Below are 15,143 nucleotides of genomic sequence, written 5' to 3'. Positions count from 1 at the left end.
TCCTACCTGGCTTCTCGGGTGGCCAGCTCGTCCGCTGCCTCGGCGACGCCGAAGGCCTGAGGAATGGGCTGGCTCGCCATGTAGAGGCGGTCGGCGATGCGGCGCGGGAGCGGGAAGTATGCGAACGCGCCATGGATACGGCCGTCCGCCGCCATCGGCTGAGCGTCGAAACGGGCGGCCGTGACCAGTCGGTACGGCTCGCTGCCGTGGCTTTCGAGCATCGCGATCTCGGTGATGCGGCGGGCCCCGTCGGCGAAGCGGGTGAGCTGCACGATGACGTCCACCGCGCTGTTGATCTGGTCGTGCAGCGCCACGAAGGGGATCTCCACGTCCGACATGGACGCCAGGGTCTGAAGGCGCATCAGCGCGTCCTCGGCGCTGTTGGCGTGGACGGTGGCCAGCGAGCCGTCGTGGCCCGTCGACATCGCCTGGAGCATGTCCAGGGACTCGCCGCCTCGGACCTCACCCACGACGATCCGGTCGGGGCGCATGCGCAGGGAGTTGCGGACCAGGTCACGGATGGACACCTGGCCCTTGCCCTCGACGTTCGGCGGGCGTGACTCGAGGCGGATCACATGGGCCTGCTGGAGCTGGAGTTCGGCCGAGTCCTCGATCGTGATGATGCGTTCGCCCCCGGGGATCAGCCCGGACAGCGCGTTCAGCAGGGTCGTCTTGCCGGTGCCCGTCGCGCCCGAGACGATGACGTTGAACTTCGCCTGCACCAGGCCCGCCAGCAGGTAAAGCATGTGCTCGTCGAGCGAGCCGAGGCCGATCAGCTCCTGGAGCGTGAAGGAGCGCGGGAAGCGGCGGATCGTGAGGGTGGCGCCCGTCAGGGACAGGGGCGGGATGATGACGTTGACGCGCTCGCCGGACGGGAGGCGGGCGTCGACCATCGGGTTCGACTCGTCGACGCGGCGGTTGACCGTCGAGACGATCCGCTCGATCGTCTGCATGAGCTGGTCGTTCGAGGCGAAGCGCAGGGGCAGTTGCTCCACCCGGCCGCCGCGCTCCACGAAGATGGCGTCCGGGCCGTTCACCATGATCTCCGTGATGGAGGCGTCCTCCAGGAGCGGCTCCAGGATGCCGAGGCCCAGCGCCTCGTCGACCACCCTGCGGATCAGCTGCGAGCGTTCCACGGTCGACAGGACCGGGCCCTCGCGGCTGATGATGTGCCCGAGCACCCGCTCCAGCCGTGCCCGGCGCTCGGCGGCGGCCAGCGCACTCATCTCCGCGAGGTCGATCTCCTCAAGGAGCTTGGCCCGGTACGAGGCCACCATGTGGCCGTCCTCACCCCGGTTTCCGTTCTCCTCGGGGGAGTTGATACGTGCCCGCAGGCTCATGGGTGCGGTGCTCCTCGTTCGCCGATGGTCAGTGGTCGAGCGGCATTGTGGCGGTCTTGCGCGCCGGGTCGAAGTTCCAGCCGGGAACCAGGGACGGAATGTCGACGGTGGCGGTGACCGTGACCTCCTCGCCCGATTCCGCAGGCGAGCAGGAAGTCCCGTCGGCCAGCCACCCGCTGACCGCGTTCCCGCAGGCCTGCTGCGCGGTTCCAGGGTTCAGCGAGGCACTGCGCGCTCCCGCCCGCGCCGCCGTCCCCGCCTGCTGTGCCGTGTAGGCGATCAGGCCGAGCTGCACGGCCGCCATGGCGACGAGCAGCAGGATCGGGAGGAACCCGAGGTATTCGAGGGCGGCCTGGCCGCGATCGCGTACTTTCCGGTCGTACGACATCTCACTTCGCCTCCTCGACCGCACCCGCGTGGCCCTTGACCGTGAACGGAAAGGCGATCGTGCCCGGGAAGAGGACGGGGACCTGGAGCTTGACGTCGGAGGTGATGAAGCCGGAGCCAGAGCCCCCGCAGCTCACCGCCGCGCCCGCTCGCCACGCGTCCGACAGTTTGTCCAGACCCGCTTGTTGGCACTTGCCCTCACGGTCGTACTCCGCCGCCGTCCCCGCCCGCACCGCCTCGTCCGCAGCATTCCCCGCGAGCGTGAACGTGTACCCCACGAGCACGAGCTGCCACAGAACTACCAGCGTCACGATGATCGTCGGTGTCATCCCGAGGAACTCAATGGTGACCTGGCCCCGGTCCCGCTCTCCTGAAGGCATGTTCATCCCTCCCTCCGCCGTCGAAAGTTCACCGACCCCCGGTCCCCGCCCTTGAACCCCCGGCCCGCCTTCTGCGCGCCGTCGGGGACCTTGACCAGGCCCAGTTCTCCCGCGAGGCCCCACAGGGCCTGCTTCACCGCGCTCTTGTTCTCCAGCTCGTGGATGCGGCCCGCGTCCACGACGCTCTGCAGTTCCTTGAAGTTGGCGGGGACCACGGTCGCGGCGACCGCCGTGCCGGTGATCTTCTGGATCAGGGGCGGCTGGATCTCCGTACCGCGGCTGTGCCGGTTGACGACGACGGTCGTCTCCTCGGCCTTGCGGATCTGCAGCCGGTCCCACATCCGTACCGCCCGCTTGGCGCCCCGTACGGCGACCACGTCCGGCGTGGTGATCAGCAGGGCCCGGTCCGCCATCTCCACGGCGGCCGCGCCCGCGCCGTTCAGCTGGGCGCCGCAGTCGATGACGACGATCTCGTAGCGGGAGCGCAGCGCGCTGACGATCTGGCGGGCGGCGCGGTCGGTGACGTCCTCGCCGCGTTCGCCCTCGGCCGGGGCGAGCAGCAGGGCCAGGCCGGTGTCGTGGCGGAAGACCGCGTCGGCCAGGACGCGCGGGGAGATGTCCGTGATGGCGGCCAGGTCGACGACGGAGCGGCGGAACTGGACGTCCAGGTAGGAGGCGATGTCGCCGGTCTGGAGGTCCATGTCGACCAGGGCCGTGCTGCGGCCGGAGGCCTGGGCGGCCAGGGCCAGCTGGATGGCGGTCAGGGTGGCCCCGGCACCGCCCTTGGCGCCGCTGACGGTGACGACGGTGCCTCCGACGCCGGTGAAGACGTCGCCGCCGGCGCCCAGGTGCCGCCGTACGCCGACGGACCACTGGGCGACCGCCTGGACGCGGCTGGCCAGTTCCTCGTAGCTCAGGGGCAGGGCGACGAGGCCGCGGGCGCCGTAGTCCATGGCGGCCTGGAAGAGGCCGGGGCTCGCGTCCGAGGTGACGAGGATGACGCCGACGGCCGGGAAGCGCAGGGCCACTTCGCGGATCAGCTCCAGCGCGGGGACCGGGCCGATCCGCTCGTGCACGACCACGACCTCGGGCAGTTCGTCGACGGACTCGGCGGCGAGCCGCGCGAGGGTGTCGATGAGCTGGGTGGAGTCGGCCACCGGGGCCACCGGCTCGGCGTCCGGGAGCTGGCTGAGCAGCGTCGTGATGGACCGGACGGCGTCCACTTCACCGACTGCCGGGAGGATCCTCGTGGGCATGCGGGCCTCTCACTTGTCCTTCGCGAGTTCGTACGTCCGGTCCTGCTCCGGGACCGTGGTGTCGCTGCCGGGCGCGACGAGGGCGAGCCGGACCCGCTGGGCGAACGACTCGGCGTAGGTGATGCGCTGGGCGTCGAGGGCGGACAGCGCGAAGGTGATGGGGACGGCGTCGGTGGGCTGCTGGGTGCGGTTGTTCTCGTCCGGCTTCAGCGCGGTCAGCTCGCCCACGTCGATGACCTTGGCGTTCGTCACGATGATCTTCGACTGGTCGGGGTCGCCCTCGCGCTTGCCCTCGAACGTGGCGTACACGTTGACCGAGGAGCCGGGCGTGATCTTGCCGGCCACACCGGTCGCCGAGTCGATCATGATGGCGACCTCCTGCTGGCCCGGCTGGAGGGCGGGCTGGCGGACGATCATGTCGGACTGGAGCAGGGAGCCCGAGCGCAGTGTCGTGACGGCGATCTTGCCCTGGATCTCCCGCAGATCGGTGACGGCGTTATTGGACAGCCACCGTTCGGGCATCTTGATCTTCTCGAACTGGCCCGTGGTGAGCGTGGTGTAGGGCGGCACGTCCGATTTCAGCCGGTAGGCGGTGACCTCGGGGCCGACCTTGGACTTCACGTCACCTATGACGGAGAGCACGCCGGTGAAGGCGCCCAGGGCGCAGACGACCGACAGGAGCAGGAGAATCACGCCGCGGCGCTGACGGGAATTCATGAACCGTACAACCTCGTTGGGGATAGCGGTCGATCGGGATCGGAGCGGTTTCGGCGAGCGGTGTCAGGGCTCACCCGACGGCCGTTCGGTTCTCGAGCTGTTTGAGGGGCGGGCTGTCGTAGTCGGGTGGTGTGGCCGAACAGAACACGCAGCGGTCGCCGATGACGTCGATGCCGCACCAGTGGCAGCGGCTGCGCCGTACGGACGTGACCAGCTGGTAGAGGACCGACAGGTCGGGCAGATAGCTGCAGAACTCGATGAGCTTGCCGGTGCCCCACCAGCCGGGCGACTCGGCCGGGAGCGGGATCTCGCGCAGCCCCTGCACCTTCCAGGAGGGGGCGAGGGTGGCGGTGACCCAGTCGGACTGGAGCTGTCCCTTGGCGACCAGCATCCAGGTGCCGAACTCGGGGCCGGGGAGGGCGGCTTCGGGGGTGATTCTGACGAGCCGCGGCTCGGGGTGGGCGAGGACGCCGAACTGGCTGCCCGGGACCCAGGACTTGGCGTGCGATTTCAGACCGACGGGGACGCGGTCGAGCCGGGTGACGGAGTTGAGCAGCGCCCCGGCGTGGATGTAGTGGACGAGCAGCCGGCCTGCCGAGGCGAGCACGCCGGGGCTGATGTCGCAGGACGCCAGCTGTCGTAACTGGCGGGCCAGGACCGCCAGTCCGAGCGGGGGCAGGTCCGGGCGGAAGAGGGCGATGCGGTCGCTCTCCATGAGGGAGCGCAGGGTGTGCAGCCGGCGCTGTACGGCGGTGGGCGCGGCCTGGGAGCACACCACGATCACGTGTCCGTGCTGCTCGACCAGGGTCTGCATCTCGGCGAGCGCCTGTTCCAGGGGGCGCCGGTCGATGTCCCGCAGCACGACGGCGGGCAGGGTGCGTTCGTCCTGTGGCGGCAGTGCCATGTCGGCACTCGTCACGGCAATGGCAGTTGGCACGCGCAGCTCCCCGTTTCCCCATGCCCGTCGGCGCGCCGGTGTGACTCCGGCACACTTCGGTGACTTCACTGCGTGACTACCTCAGCACTGTATCCACGGCTCTGTGACCGGAGAACAGCGTTTGTGTAGCTGGAGAGCAACTGTCGTTGCACAAGAGGCGTCAAAACGGGGCAGGTTGAGCATCTCGCCGGTCGCCGGCGCGGGCTCGGGAGGTCCCGGGCGGTGGGCCCAGAGGGCCCAGCGTTGACGGTGGGTCTCCGTTTGGGCCCTGAGGCCCACGCCCGGTGCGGGGGCGCGTCCCTACGCTCGCCGTCCACGGATACGTGGTTCGGGTGAGGAGGGGTGCCGTATGGCTGGCGGGGGCGGCATACGGACGTACAGGGACAGACTGGTCTTCGACGACCGCGGCGCGACGGGCACCGAGTATCTCGGGATGGTCGTCGTCAGTGCCGCGATCGTGCTCGCGGTCTCGGCCACCGGCGTGGGGCAGCTGATCTACGACAAGATCGCCGCGCAGGTCTGCAAGGTCGCGGGCGGCGGCGACTGCGCGGCGGGCCCGACCGGGCCGGGCAAGCCGCTCACCGACGCCGACTTCGAACCGGCGCTGTGCCAGGTCTCCTCCGTCACCGACAAGGCGGGCTCCAAGGCGAAGATCTTCTTCTGGGAGATCGGCAAGGAGTACGGCTTCCAGGAGCAGCATCTGAAGGCGAAGACGGACGTCAACGGTGACGGCAAGGTCGACGACAAGGACACGCTGGTCTATCTGACCTTCACCGACGCCGCGTCCGTCGCCGCGAAGAAGGACTTCAAGCCGGGCATGAAGGTGGGCCGGTTCGGCGCCGACAAGGTCGAACTCGGGCTCGGCATCAAGGTGACCAACGGCGACACCTGGGTCTTCCAGAGCCCGGAGGAGGCCCAGCGGTTCCGGGACGACGTGGAGAAGCTCCAGATGTACGAGATGCGGCGCACCATGCCCGGCGGCGCGGAGGCGAGCCTCGGCGACAGCATCGCCTACCTCTTCGGGACGGGGCCGCTGAAGGACGAGGAGGACACGCAGAACCGCATCAAGGACAACCTCGGCGACAACCGGAAGATCACCTACGGCAAGGTGGGCCTGGAGGCCTCGGCGTCGGCCGGCCTGAAGATCTCGGCGGGCGACGAGAAGAAGCTGAGCGCCGCGCTCGGCGGCACCTTCAAGTACTCCCCCGAGGTGACCTGGACCGACAACGCCTACAAGAACACCAAGTCGTACACGTACTCCTCGTCCATCGAGTACGGCTCCAAGGTGGGTTACGAGGCGGGTCCGCTCAGCGGCGAGTACGCGGCGAACACGACGCAGACCGGCACCATCACGGTCACCTACGACAAGAAGACCAACAAGCTGGTGCGGATCGACATGACCCGGACCGTCGAGAAGGGCGGCCAGAAGGACGGGGCCAAGGCCGGCGGCGACAACGGCAAGAAGGACGGCGACAAGCGGGGCGGGAACGCCGGGGTGAAGGGCACCGACTCCGGGACCGGCATCGAGATCGTCACCAACACCGTCACCTTCGACCCCGGCCCGGCCGGCGACAAGGACCGGGCGGTCGGCGAGCGCTGGCTGGACAGCAACAACGAGCAGGTCGCCACGCCTTTCAAGTACATGTTCGACGACCACGCGCCCACGGCCCGGCCGGGCGCCGACGACCCCTTCGGGCAGCTGATGTTCGACCAGGGCAAGTCGAGCCGGATGACGTACACGGGCGAGGTGAACGCGGCCGAGTACGGCTTCGAGTTGAATCTGGGGCTCAGTCTGGGCATGACGATCACCACGGAGAAGAAGTCGGAGACCCTGACCGATGCCCAGTTCCTGGGGGCGCCCCGCGGGGACGGTCGCTCCTACCTTCCCTACAGCTACTGTGCGAACTGACGAGACGGGAGCCCGATCCGATGAAGACCCGCCGTGCCTGCCTGGCCGCCGCCCTGCTGACCGCCGTGGCCCTCACCGGCTGCGGGAGCTCCGGTTCCGGCGGGGCCGCCGTGCCCGACGGCTGGGGGACCCTGAAGACGAAGGGCGTCGACGTGTCGTATCCGAAGGGGTACGAGGAGCAGAGCGCCGCCGAGCGGGGCAAGCACAACGCGGCCGCCGCGGTGCGCGCGGAAGGCGGGAAGAAGGTCTCGGTCGTCACCGTGCAGCTCGGCTTCACCGAGGCGAACTCCGCGGAGCAGGCCGCGATCGCCGCCGAGGCGGGCATCCAGCTGGGCGCGGATGTCAAGGGCCAGAAGGACGTGGAGCTGGCCGGCACGGACGAGGCCAGGCGGATCGACTTCTCCTTCAAGGCGACCGGCGAGGACGGCGGCCCGTCCAAGGGCACCCCGGTCGAGGGCGTGATCCTCGCCGGGCTCGATTCGAAGGACACCACCTTCGCGATCCGGATCGACGCCCAGCAGGGCACCCTGCCGGACGGGGACCTGGAGCGGATCATCGACTCGGTCGAGGTGCACTGACCGTGGAGGTGCCGGGCGCCGGATACGTCGTACTCGCGCTGCTGGTCGCGCTGTTCGGCGCGCTGGTGTGGAAGTACGCGCGCCGGCTGGTGACGGTGACGCGGGTGCTGCGCTCCGGTGTCCGGGCCGAGGGCGAGTGCGTCCGGGTGGAGACGGAGCCGTACAACCGCTCCGACGCCAGGCGGCACTTCTTCGCCTTCCGTACGGCCGACGGCACACGGGTCGAGTTCGAGGACCTGGCGGGCTGGTCGACGACGGAGGGCACCCCGGTCACCGTCACCTACGACCCCCGTGATCCGCGGGGCACGGCGACGGTGGCGGGCCGGGGCAGCTGGTCCCCCGTACTCCAGTCACTGGCCCTGGTCGCGGGCTGCGGTATGGCCGCACTGGGCTTCGCGATTCTTCTCTGGTTCGAGATCTTCGGGAGTGGTTGATGACTCTCGTCCGCTGCTGGGCCGTCGGCATCGTCGTCCTGGTCGTCAGCGAGTACGTCCAGATGACGCTGGTGTACGGCCCCTTGGTCGGTCCGGAGGGCGTCGGTTCGTTCGGGGCCGCGCTGGGGCTGGTGCATCTGCCGAACCTGGTGTGTGTCGTGCTCGCGACCTGGGCGGCGGCGCGGGTGCATCCGGAGCCGTGGCGTGAGATGCCGGCGCGGCATCTGGTGGCGGCGTGCGCGGTTCCTGCGGCGGCGCAGGTGCTGCTGCTGACGCTGCGGCCGGGCGTACTGGACCTGGCGGGCCTGGCGTTCTGGATGTCCACCGCGGTGCTGCTGGCGGGTTGTGCGGTGGGACTGCTGCTCGACAGGTTGGTCTGGACCTCTTGACAGTACCTCTGGTCTGGACCATTTTTTTGTCATGTCCAGACACAGACGATCCATGCGGCTGTGGTCGGGTGCCGTCACGGCTGCCCTGGCCCTCACTGTCACGACCGTCGGCCAGGCCTCCGCCGCCGACGTCAACAACGCCAGGAACGCCGGCTTCGAGTCGGGCCTGAGCGACTGGACCTGTTCCGCGGGCAGCGGCACGGCCGTCTCCTCACCGGTGCACGCCGGCACGGCCGCGCTGAAGGGGACCCCGGCGGGGCAGGACAACGCCCGGTGCGCCCAGACGGTGCGGGTGAAGCCCGGCTCGACGTACACCCTGGGCGCCTGGGTCCGGGGCGGCTACGCCTACCTCGGCGTCTCGGGCACGGGCACGACGGACGTGTCCACGTGGACCCCGGACTCGTCCTCCTGGAAGCAGCTCTCGACGACCTTCCGGACGGGCTCGTCGACGACCTCGGTGACGGTGTACACGCACGGCTGGTACGGGCAGGCCGCGTACTACGCGGACGACGTGTCGGTGTTCGGGCCCGACGGGGGCGGCGGCACCGACCCCGGCCCGACGGTCCCGGCCACGCCGGGCGGTCTGAACGTCTCCGGAACGACGTCCTCGTCGGTGTCCCTGGCGTGGAACGCGGTCTCCGGGGCGACGGGTTACACCGTCTACCGCGACGGCACGAAGGTGACGGCCGTCTCCGGCACCTCGGCGACGGTGACCGGCCTCGCGGCCTCCACGTCGTACTCCTTCCAGGTCGCGGCGACCAACGCGGCGGGCGAATCGCCGAAGTCGGCGGCGGTGACGGGCCGGACGAACGCGCCGACCGGGCCCGGTCCCGCCCTGCCCAAGCACGCGGTGACCGGCTACTGGCAGAACTTCGACAACGGCGCCACGGTCCAGAAGCTCGCCGACGTCCAGTCGCAGTACGACATCATCGCCGTCGCCTTCGCGGACGCCACCTCGACGCCGGGCGCGGTGACCTTCAACCTGGACTCGGCCGGGCTCGGCGGCTACACCGTCGACCAGTTCAAGGCCGACATCAGGGCCAAGCAGGCCGCCGGCAAGAAGGTCATCATCTCGGTCGGCGGTGAGCGCGGCACGGTGGCGGTGAACGACGCGGCCTCGGCGGCGAACTTCGCGAACTCGGTGCACTCCCTGATGCAGACGTACGGCTTCGACGGCGTCGACATCGACCTGGAGAACGGCCTCAACGCGACCTATATGACGCAGGCGTTGCGGTCGCTGTCGGCGAAGGCGGGCAGCTCGCTGATCATCACGATGGCGCCGCAGACCATCGACATGCAGTCGACCTCGAACTCCTACTTCCAGACCGCGCTGAACATCAAGGACATCCTCACGGTCGTCAACATGCAGTACTACAACAGCGGTTCCATGCTGGGCTGCGACGGCAAGGTGTACAGCCAGGGCTCGGTGGACTTCCTGACCGCTCTGGCCTGCATCCAGCTGGAGGGCGGCCTCGCCCCGTCCCAGGTCGGGCTGGGCCTGCCCGCCTCGACCCGGGGCGCGGGGAGCGGCTATGTGTCGCCGTCCGTCGTGAACAACGCCCTGGACTGCCTGACCAAGGGCACGGGGTGCGGGTCCTTCAAGCCGTCCAGGACCTATCCCGACCTGCGCGGCGCGATGACCTGGTCGACCAACTGGGACGCGACGGCGGGCAACGCCTGGTCGAACGCGGTCGGGCCGCACGTCCACGGGCTGCCCTAACAGCACCGGACGCCGTCACCCCATCGGTCGGTAATGGCCAAGCACCCAGGCCAGCTGCGGGAACCACTCCTGGAGCCGCGTCCTGGGCTTGGCCTCCACCACGCACTCGTAGAACCTGCCGTCCATGTGGACCACCGAGACCATCAGGGCCTTGCCGTCGGGACTCGCCCGGTAGTGGACGCTTCGGATCTCGGGCCAGCGGAACTCGATCGTCTGGCCGGACGACTCGAAGGCGACTCCCGACGCGTCGACGACGACCGCGTTGCGTTTGTCGACGGCGAGGAAGTCCGGGCCGGCCGGTGCCGGTTGCTGGGGCGGGGTCTGGGTGTACGGGGGTGGTGCGGGCGGGTACGGGGCGGGCGGGGGCGCGTAGGAGGGCTGCGCGGGCGCGTACGGGGGTGGCCCCGGTGCGTACTGCGGCGGGGGCGGGCCGAAGCCGGGGCCGGGGGGCGGAGGTGGCTGCTCGGTCATCCGTCGATTCTCCCTGCCTAGAAGAACTCCCCCCACGGCTGGTCCCAGATCTGCTTCACGCACAGGACAAGGAACAGCAGGCCCGCGATGGCGAGCATGGCGTTGCTCAGATGGCCGTTGCGCCATTCGCGCGGAGTGCGGGCCGAGTTGAGGAGCCAGATCAGGGTCAGGGCCAGGAAGGGCAGGAAGGCCGCGCCCAGCACGCCGTAGATGATGATCAGACGGAAGGGCTGGCCCTGGAAGAGCAGGACCATGGGCGGGAAGGTGAGCCAGAGCAGGTAGGCGCGGAAGGGCCAGGAGCGCTCGCGCTTGCCGGAGGCGACCTCGTCGCCCTTGGCGGCCTCCTTGCCCGACAGTCGTGCCACGAAGTCGGCGAACATCAGGCTGACGCCGTGCCAGACGCCGATCAGCGAGGTGAACGACGTGGCGAAGAAGCCGATCAGGAAGAACTTGGCCGTGGCACCGCCGTACTCCTCCTCCAGGATGTCGGTCAGCTGGATCAGGCCCTTGTCGCCGCTGGCGATGGCGACGTTCGCCGAGTGGAGGAGCTCCGCGCCGACGAAGAGCATGGCGATCACGAAGATGCCCGTCGTGGCGTAGGCGACGCGGTTGTCCAGGCGCATGACCTTCATCCAGCCGGTGTCGGTCCAGCCCTTGGCGTTGACCCAGTAGCCGTACGCCGCGAGCGTGATCGTGCCGCCGACGCCGCCGATCAGGCCCAGGGTGTTGAGGATCGAGTCCTTCTCGTCGGGCAGCACCGGGAGGAGACCCGCGAACGCGTCGAGGAGGTTCGGGGTGACCCGGATCGCCAGATACACCGTCACCACGAACATGACGCCCACCAGGACCGTCATGACCTTCTCGAACACCGCGTACTTGTTGAACCAGACGAAGACCAGACCGACCAGACCGCAGACGATGCCCCACCACTTCAGGTCCATCACGTCCGGGAACAGCGCCTGCAGCGGCAGCGCGCTCGACGACATCGCCGCCGCGCCGTAGACGAAGCCCCAGACCACGACGTACACGGCGAAGAACCAGGTGGTCCACCGACCCAGGCTCGCCCAGCCGTCGAACAGGGTGCGCCCCGTGGCCAGATGGAAACGGCCCGCCGCCTCGGCGAGTGAGATCTTCACCAGACAGCCGATGATCGCGGCCCACAGGAGGGTGTAGCCGAAGTTGCTGCCCGCGATGAGCGTCGCGACCAGATCACCGGCACCGACCCCGGTCGCCGCGACGACGATCCCCGGCCCGATGTGCCTCCAACTGGCCTTACGGGGCTGAGGGGACTGCTGGGCTTCGTTCTCCGTGGTGTTTCCCGTGGTATCCGCCATGCAGGTCAAGAAACATCAAAGAGCCCGGACCGACAAGAGGGCGTGAGGGGATCGCCTCAGGGGCGCGGGGAACTGCGCGCCCAGCCCCCACAGACCCGCAGCCCGGGAACAGGCCAAGGCGGCAATGACAAACCGCCATGGCCCACCCAGCGGAGCGCTACGGCTGTCGCCGACCACAGCCGTCCGCCCCACACGTGCCGAGCTCGAACCACACGGTCTTGCCCGGCCCGTCCCGGTGGCAGCCCCAGCGCTGGGCGAGCGCGTCCAGCAGGAACATCCCACGGCCGTTCTCCCCGTCGCCCGCGTCCAGCACCCGCGGCACCCGGCGCTCGGCGTCGGCGACCTCGCAGCGCAGTACGCCGTGCGCGGCGAAGAGGGTCAGCCGGAAGCCGCTCTCGGCGTGCACCAGGGCGTTGGTGGCCAGTTCGCCGACGAGCAGTTCGGCCACGTCCGCCACCTCACCGTGCTCCGCGAGCCCCCAGCCTTCCAACTGCCTGCGGACCTCGGCGCGTACCTCGCGGACGGCGGAGAGCCTGGGCGCGTACTCGACGCTCAGGTGGCCCGCTCCCAGGGGTGGCTGGGGGAACGGACCGTACCGTGCGTCGGGGTCCGGGAGGTGGCGCCCGGAGAGTTGCAGCATGGGTCCAGGGTGATCCCCGGGGGCGGTCCTGCGCAGGGGGAGGACTACCCGATCCCCTACCTGCTTGTGCAGGTCACGCGTACTGGAGCCGCACGGTGGCGCCCTCGGAGTCGTCTCGGATGTCGACGTACGCGCACACCTGGCGGGCGTACCACAGGCCCGGTCCGGGGTCCTGGCCCGTGGCCGGGGGCGGGACGAAACCGGCGAGCGGGTCGTCGATCCGGCGGGCCGAGCGCAGTTCGCAGACGCAGGCGGGTGCATCGCCCCACAGCAGGGCGGTGCCGTCGAGAGGGGCCAGGGCCGCCGCCGTCTCCGCGACGGCCGTGGCGAACAGCTCGGCGTCCGCGGCGGGCAGTCCGCGGTTCTCCGCCCAGGACTGCACAGCCGCGGCGTGCGGCTGTGGGAGGCGCTCGGCGCCGATCGGGGGCAGCGGCAGTGGTACGGCGTCGAGTTCGGCCGCGAGCCGTACCGGGTCCTGGTACACCTCGGTGTCGGGGTGGGTGCGGCGGGCCGCGGCGACGACGGCGGGCCCGGCGGTACGGGTGTCGTAGGCGCACAGGGCGGTGGTGGCCATGGGGCCGAACAGGGGGTTGGCGAGGGCCTCGTAGCGGATCCACTCGGTGGTCTCGCGGGCCGAACGGCCGGCGCGGCCGCTCCACACGGGTTCCATGAGGAGGTGGATCCGGCCGCCCGGACCGGCGTGGGCGGCGAGGTAGGAGGCGGCCCGGGCGACGGCGTTGGCGGCCGAGCCGGTGTACCAGTCGGTGTGCGGGATGCAGGTGATGTCCTTCGCGTCTCCGCCGAGGGCGTCCCGGAGCAGGTCCAGGTTGCGGGGGTCGGCGATGGCCACGGGCGGTGGTTCGCCGGGGGCGGCGAGGCCCTCGCCGAGGAAGGGCAGGGCGGCGGCCAGGAAGTCCTCGTCGGAGTCGAAGACGGCCATGCGGTGGTCGAACGGGGCGGGTGCGGAGGGCTGTCGGACGGTCATGTGTTCCCCTCGGGAGATGGGTGGGTTGTCCGGTACGGGAGGGTCAGCGCCGCGCCGTCACCCAGGCGGCGATCTGGCTGCGGTTGCTGAAGCCGAGCTTGCTGAGGATGCGTTCCACATGGCCTTCGGCGGTGCGGCGGGCAATCACCAGGCGGTCGGCGATCTGCTGGTTGGCGAGCCCCTCGGCGACGAGCCGGGCGACCTCGGTCTCGCGGCGGGTGAGGCGGACCGCGGTGTCGTCGTGCGGGGCCGGGGAGTCTCCGGGGCGCGGGCGGGCCGGCTCCTGGAGCGCCTGGCCGACGAGTTCCGCGAGGCCGAGGCCGCCGCCGCGCCGGTGGGCCCGCTCGAAGGCGTCCCGGCCGAGGGCCCGGCAGGCCTGCTCCTCGCTGTCCCGGCGTACGGAGTTGAGGGTGTGCGCGCCCCAGCGGCCGGTGTCGATGTCGGCCCAGACGCGGTCGGCGCCGCCCATCAGCAGAGCCGCGTGCCGGTGGGCGCCGCGCTCGGCGGCGATCGACGCGAGCAGGTCGAGGGTCAGGGCGATGCCGATGATGTCGTGGACGGCGTGTTTGAGCCGCAGTGCCTCCCGGGCGTGCCGCTCGGCCCGGGGCCAGTCGCGGCGCACGGTGTGCGCGAGGGCGAGGATGCGCAGCACGTACGACCGTACCCACTGCTCGCCGTGCCGCTCGCACAGCCGCAGGGCCTGCTCGCAGACCTCGACGGCCCGGTCGGCCTCGCCCAGGAAGCCCAGCGCGCAGGCGAGTTCGACCTGGTCGAGGCCTACGAGGCTCAGGTGCTGGCCGGGGACGGGGCCGCGGGTGACGGTGGTCTCGAAGTGCCGGAGCGCGCCGGGCAGGTCGTCGCCGAACAGCCGGATGACGCCGATGACGTACTCGGCGTGGGCGGCCTCGGCGGTGTCGCCCAGGGCGCGGGCGAGGGCGAGGGCGTCGGTGGCCTGGCGGCGGCCCCGGGGGAAGTCCTGGTTGGCGGCGGCCAGCAGCCCGGCGACCCAGAGGCCGCGGGCCCGTTCCCGGGTGGGTTCGGGGCTTGCGGCCAGGGCCCGGTCGAGCCAGTACAGGCCCTCGCGGGGGGCGCCGCAGGCGTGCCAGTAGAACCAGAGGGTGCCGGCGAGCCTGAGTCCGGCGCGTTCCTCGCCCGGGGTGGACAGGCTGAAGTCGAGGGCGGCGCGCAGATTGTCCCGGTCGGCGCGCAGCCGGGCGACGGTCTCCGGCTGCCCCGGCCCGAACCAGCCGCGCTCGCAGTCCTCGACCAGCCGCAGCATCCGGTCCCGCTGGCGCCTGCGCGCGGCCCCCTCCTCCCCCGCCGTCCGCCGCAGCCGCTCGAGGCCGTACTGCCGCAGTGTGTCGAGCATCCGGTACCGCACCCCGCCGGGCCCCGGCTCCCGGCACAGCACGGACTTGTCCACGAGCCCGGCGACGGCATCGAGAACGTCCTCGGCACGGAGCCCGACCGGCGCGGACCCTGGATGCCAGTCGCCTACGGCCTGCACGGCCTCTCCGGCCAGAGGCACGAGGCCGGGCATCCCCGGGGGCAGTGGCGCGCCGCCGGGGACGGGCACGCCCGGGGACGGCATCACATCGCCCGGACACAACCCGACCGCGACCGGGGGCAGCGGCACACCGTCGAGGCCAGGCACGGCCAGAGACGG

The 15,143-nt window shown here is 70.7% G+C and carries 16 protein-coding genes; 5 read left to right on the top strand and 11 right to left on the bottom strand.

What is annotated here, in order from left to right; translation table 11 throughout:
- Positions 1-2: 2 nt before the first annotated feature.
- From ACWIF2_RS22850 to ACWIF2_RS22825, 6 genes are all read right to left on the bottom strand, one after another.
- Entirely contained in the window at positions 3-1,340 is a 1,338-nt protein-coding gene (locus ACWIF2_RS22850; protein WP_454362478.1) for a CpaF family protein, read from the bottom strand.
- A gap of 28 nt (positions 1,341-1,368) precedes the next feature.
- Entirely contained in the window at positions 1,369-1,728 is a 360-nt protein-coding gene (locus tag ACWIF2_RS22845) for a TadE/TadG family type IV pilus assembly protein (RefSeq protein ID WP_454362477.1), read from the bottom strand.
- Position 1,729: 1 nt separating this feature from the next.
- On the bottom strand, positions 1,730-2,107 hold the full coding sequence (locus ACWIF2_RS22840) for a pilus assembly protein (RefSeq protein WP_454362476.1): 378 nt from the start codon (positions 2,105-2,107) through the stop codon (positions 1,730-1,732).
- A gap of 2 nt (positions 2,108-2,109) precedes the next feature.
- Positions 2,110-3,363, bottom strand: coding sequence for an AAA family ATPase (locus tag ACWIF2_RS22835; RefSeq protein ID WP_454362475.1), 1,254 nt, complete (start codon positions 3,361-3,363; stop codon positions 2,110-2,112).
- A 9-nt stretch (positions 3,364-3,372) separates the two neighbouring features.
- The gene (gene cpaB, locus ACWIF2_RS22830; RefSeq protein ID WP_454362474.1) at positions 3,373-4,080 is read right to left on the bottom strand and encodes a Flp pilus assembly protein CpaB; all 708 of its coding nucleotides are present in this window, start codon (positions 4,078-4,080) and stop codon (positions 3,373-3,375) included.
- A gap of 70 nt (positions 4,081-4,150) precedes the next feature.
- Positions 4,151-4,984 (bottom strand): hypothetical protein, encoded by an 834-nt coding sequence (locus ACWIF2_RS22825; RefSeq protein ID WP_454362500.1) that lies wholly within the window; start codon positions 4,982-4,984, stop codon positions 4,151-4,153.
- A 382-nt stretch (positions 4,985-5,366) separates the two neighbouring features.
- On the opposite strand from ACWIF2_RS22825, the gene ACWIF2_RS22820 reads away from it, so the two are divergent.
- The 5 genes from ACWIF2_RS22820 to ACWIF2_RS22800 are packed head-to-tail and all read left to right on the top strand — an operon-like array spanning position 5,367 to position 10,047.
- Entirely contained in the window at positions 5,367-6,926 is a 1,560-nt protein-coding gene (locus ACWIF2_RS22820; RefSeq protein ID WP_454362473.1) for a Flp family type IVb pilin, read from the top strand.
- A gap of 20 nt (positions 6,927-6,946) precedes the next feature.
- Positions 6,947-7,504: a hypothetical protein gene (locus ACWIF2_RS22815; RefSeq protein ID WP_454362472.1), complete on the top strand. Its 558-nt coding sequence runs from the start codon at positions 6,947-6,949 to the stop codon at positions 7,502-7,504.
- Between the two features lie 2 nt (positions 7,505-7,506).
- Entirely contained in the window at positions 7,507-7,938 is a 432-nt protein-coding gene (locus tag ACWIF2_RS22810; RefSeq protein WP_454362471.1) for a DUF3592 domain-containing protein, read from the top strand.
- Positions 7,938-8,327: a hypothetical protein gene (locus ACWIF2_RS22805; protein ID WP_454362470.1), complete on the top strand. Its 390-nt coding sequence runs from the start codon at positions 7,938-7,940 to the stop codon at positions 8,325-8,327. The genes ACWIF2_RS22810 and ACWIF2_RS22805 overlap by 1 nt, the downstream gene beginning before the upstream one ends.
- A 31-nt stretch (positions 8,328-8,358) precedes the next feature.
- Positions 8,359-10,047: a chitinase gene (locus ACWIF2_RS22800; protein ID WP_454362469.1), complete on the top strand. Its 1,689-nt coding sequence runs from the start codon at positions 8,359-8,361 to the stop codon at positions 10,045-10,047.
- 15 nt (positions 10,048-10,062) lie between these two features.
- Here ACWIF2_RS22800 and ACWIF2_RS22795 read toward each other — a convergent pair whose 3' ends face one another.
- The 5 genes from ACWIF2_RS22795 to ACWIF2_RS22775 form a co-directional block, all read right to left on the bottom strand.
- Entirely contained in the window at positions 10,063-10,518 is a 456-nt protein-coding gene (locus ACWIF2_RS22795) for a hypothetical protein (protein WP_454362468.1), read from the bottom strand.
- A 17-nt stretch (positions 10,519-10,535) separates the two neighbouring features.
- Positions 10,536-11,852, bottom strand: coding sequence for an Nramp family divalent metal transporter (locus ACWIF2_RS22790; RefSeq protein ID WP_454362467.1), 1,317 nt, complete (start codon positions 11,850-11,852; stop codon positions 10,536-10,538).
- A gap of 157 nt (positions 11,853-12,009) precedes the next feature.
- Positions 12,010-12,492: an ATP-binding protein gene (locus tag ACWIF2_RS22785; protein WP_454362466.1), complete on the bottom strand. Its 483-nt coding sequence runs from the start codon at positions 12,490-12,492 to the stop codon at positions 12,010-12,012.
- A gap of 73 nt (positions 12,493-12,565) precedes the next feature.
- Entirely contained in the window at positions 12,566-13,477 is a 912-nt protein-coding gene (locus ACWIF2_RS22780) for an anti-sigma factor RsbA family regulatory protein (RefSeq protein ID WP_454362465.1), read from the bottom strand.
- Between the two features lie 43 nt (positions 13,478-13,520).
- Positions 13,521-15,143: ATP-binding protein (locus tag ACWIF2_RS22775; RefSeq protein ID WP_454362464.1), on the bottom strand; the 1,623-nt coding region annotated here is incomplete at its 5' end.

The sequence above is a fragment of the Streptomyces sp. NPDC055506 genome, assembly GCF_053643595.1.
The sequence above is the reverse complement of the archived record's forward strand: the minus strand, read 5'-3'. Positions and strand labels throughout refer to the sequence as shown.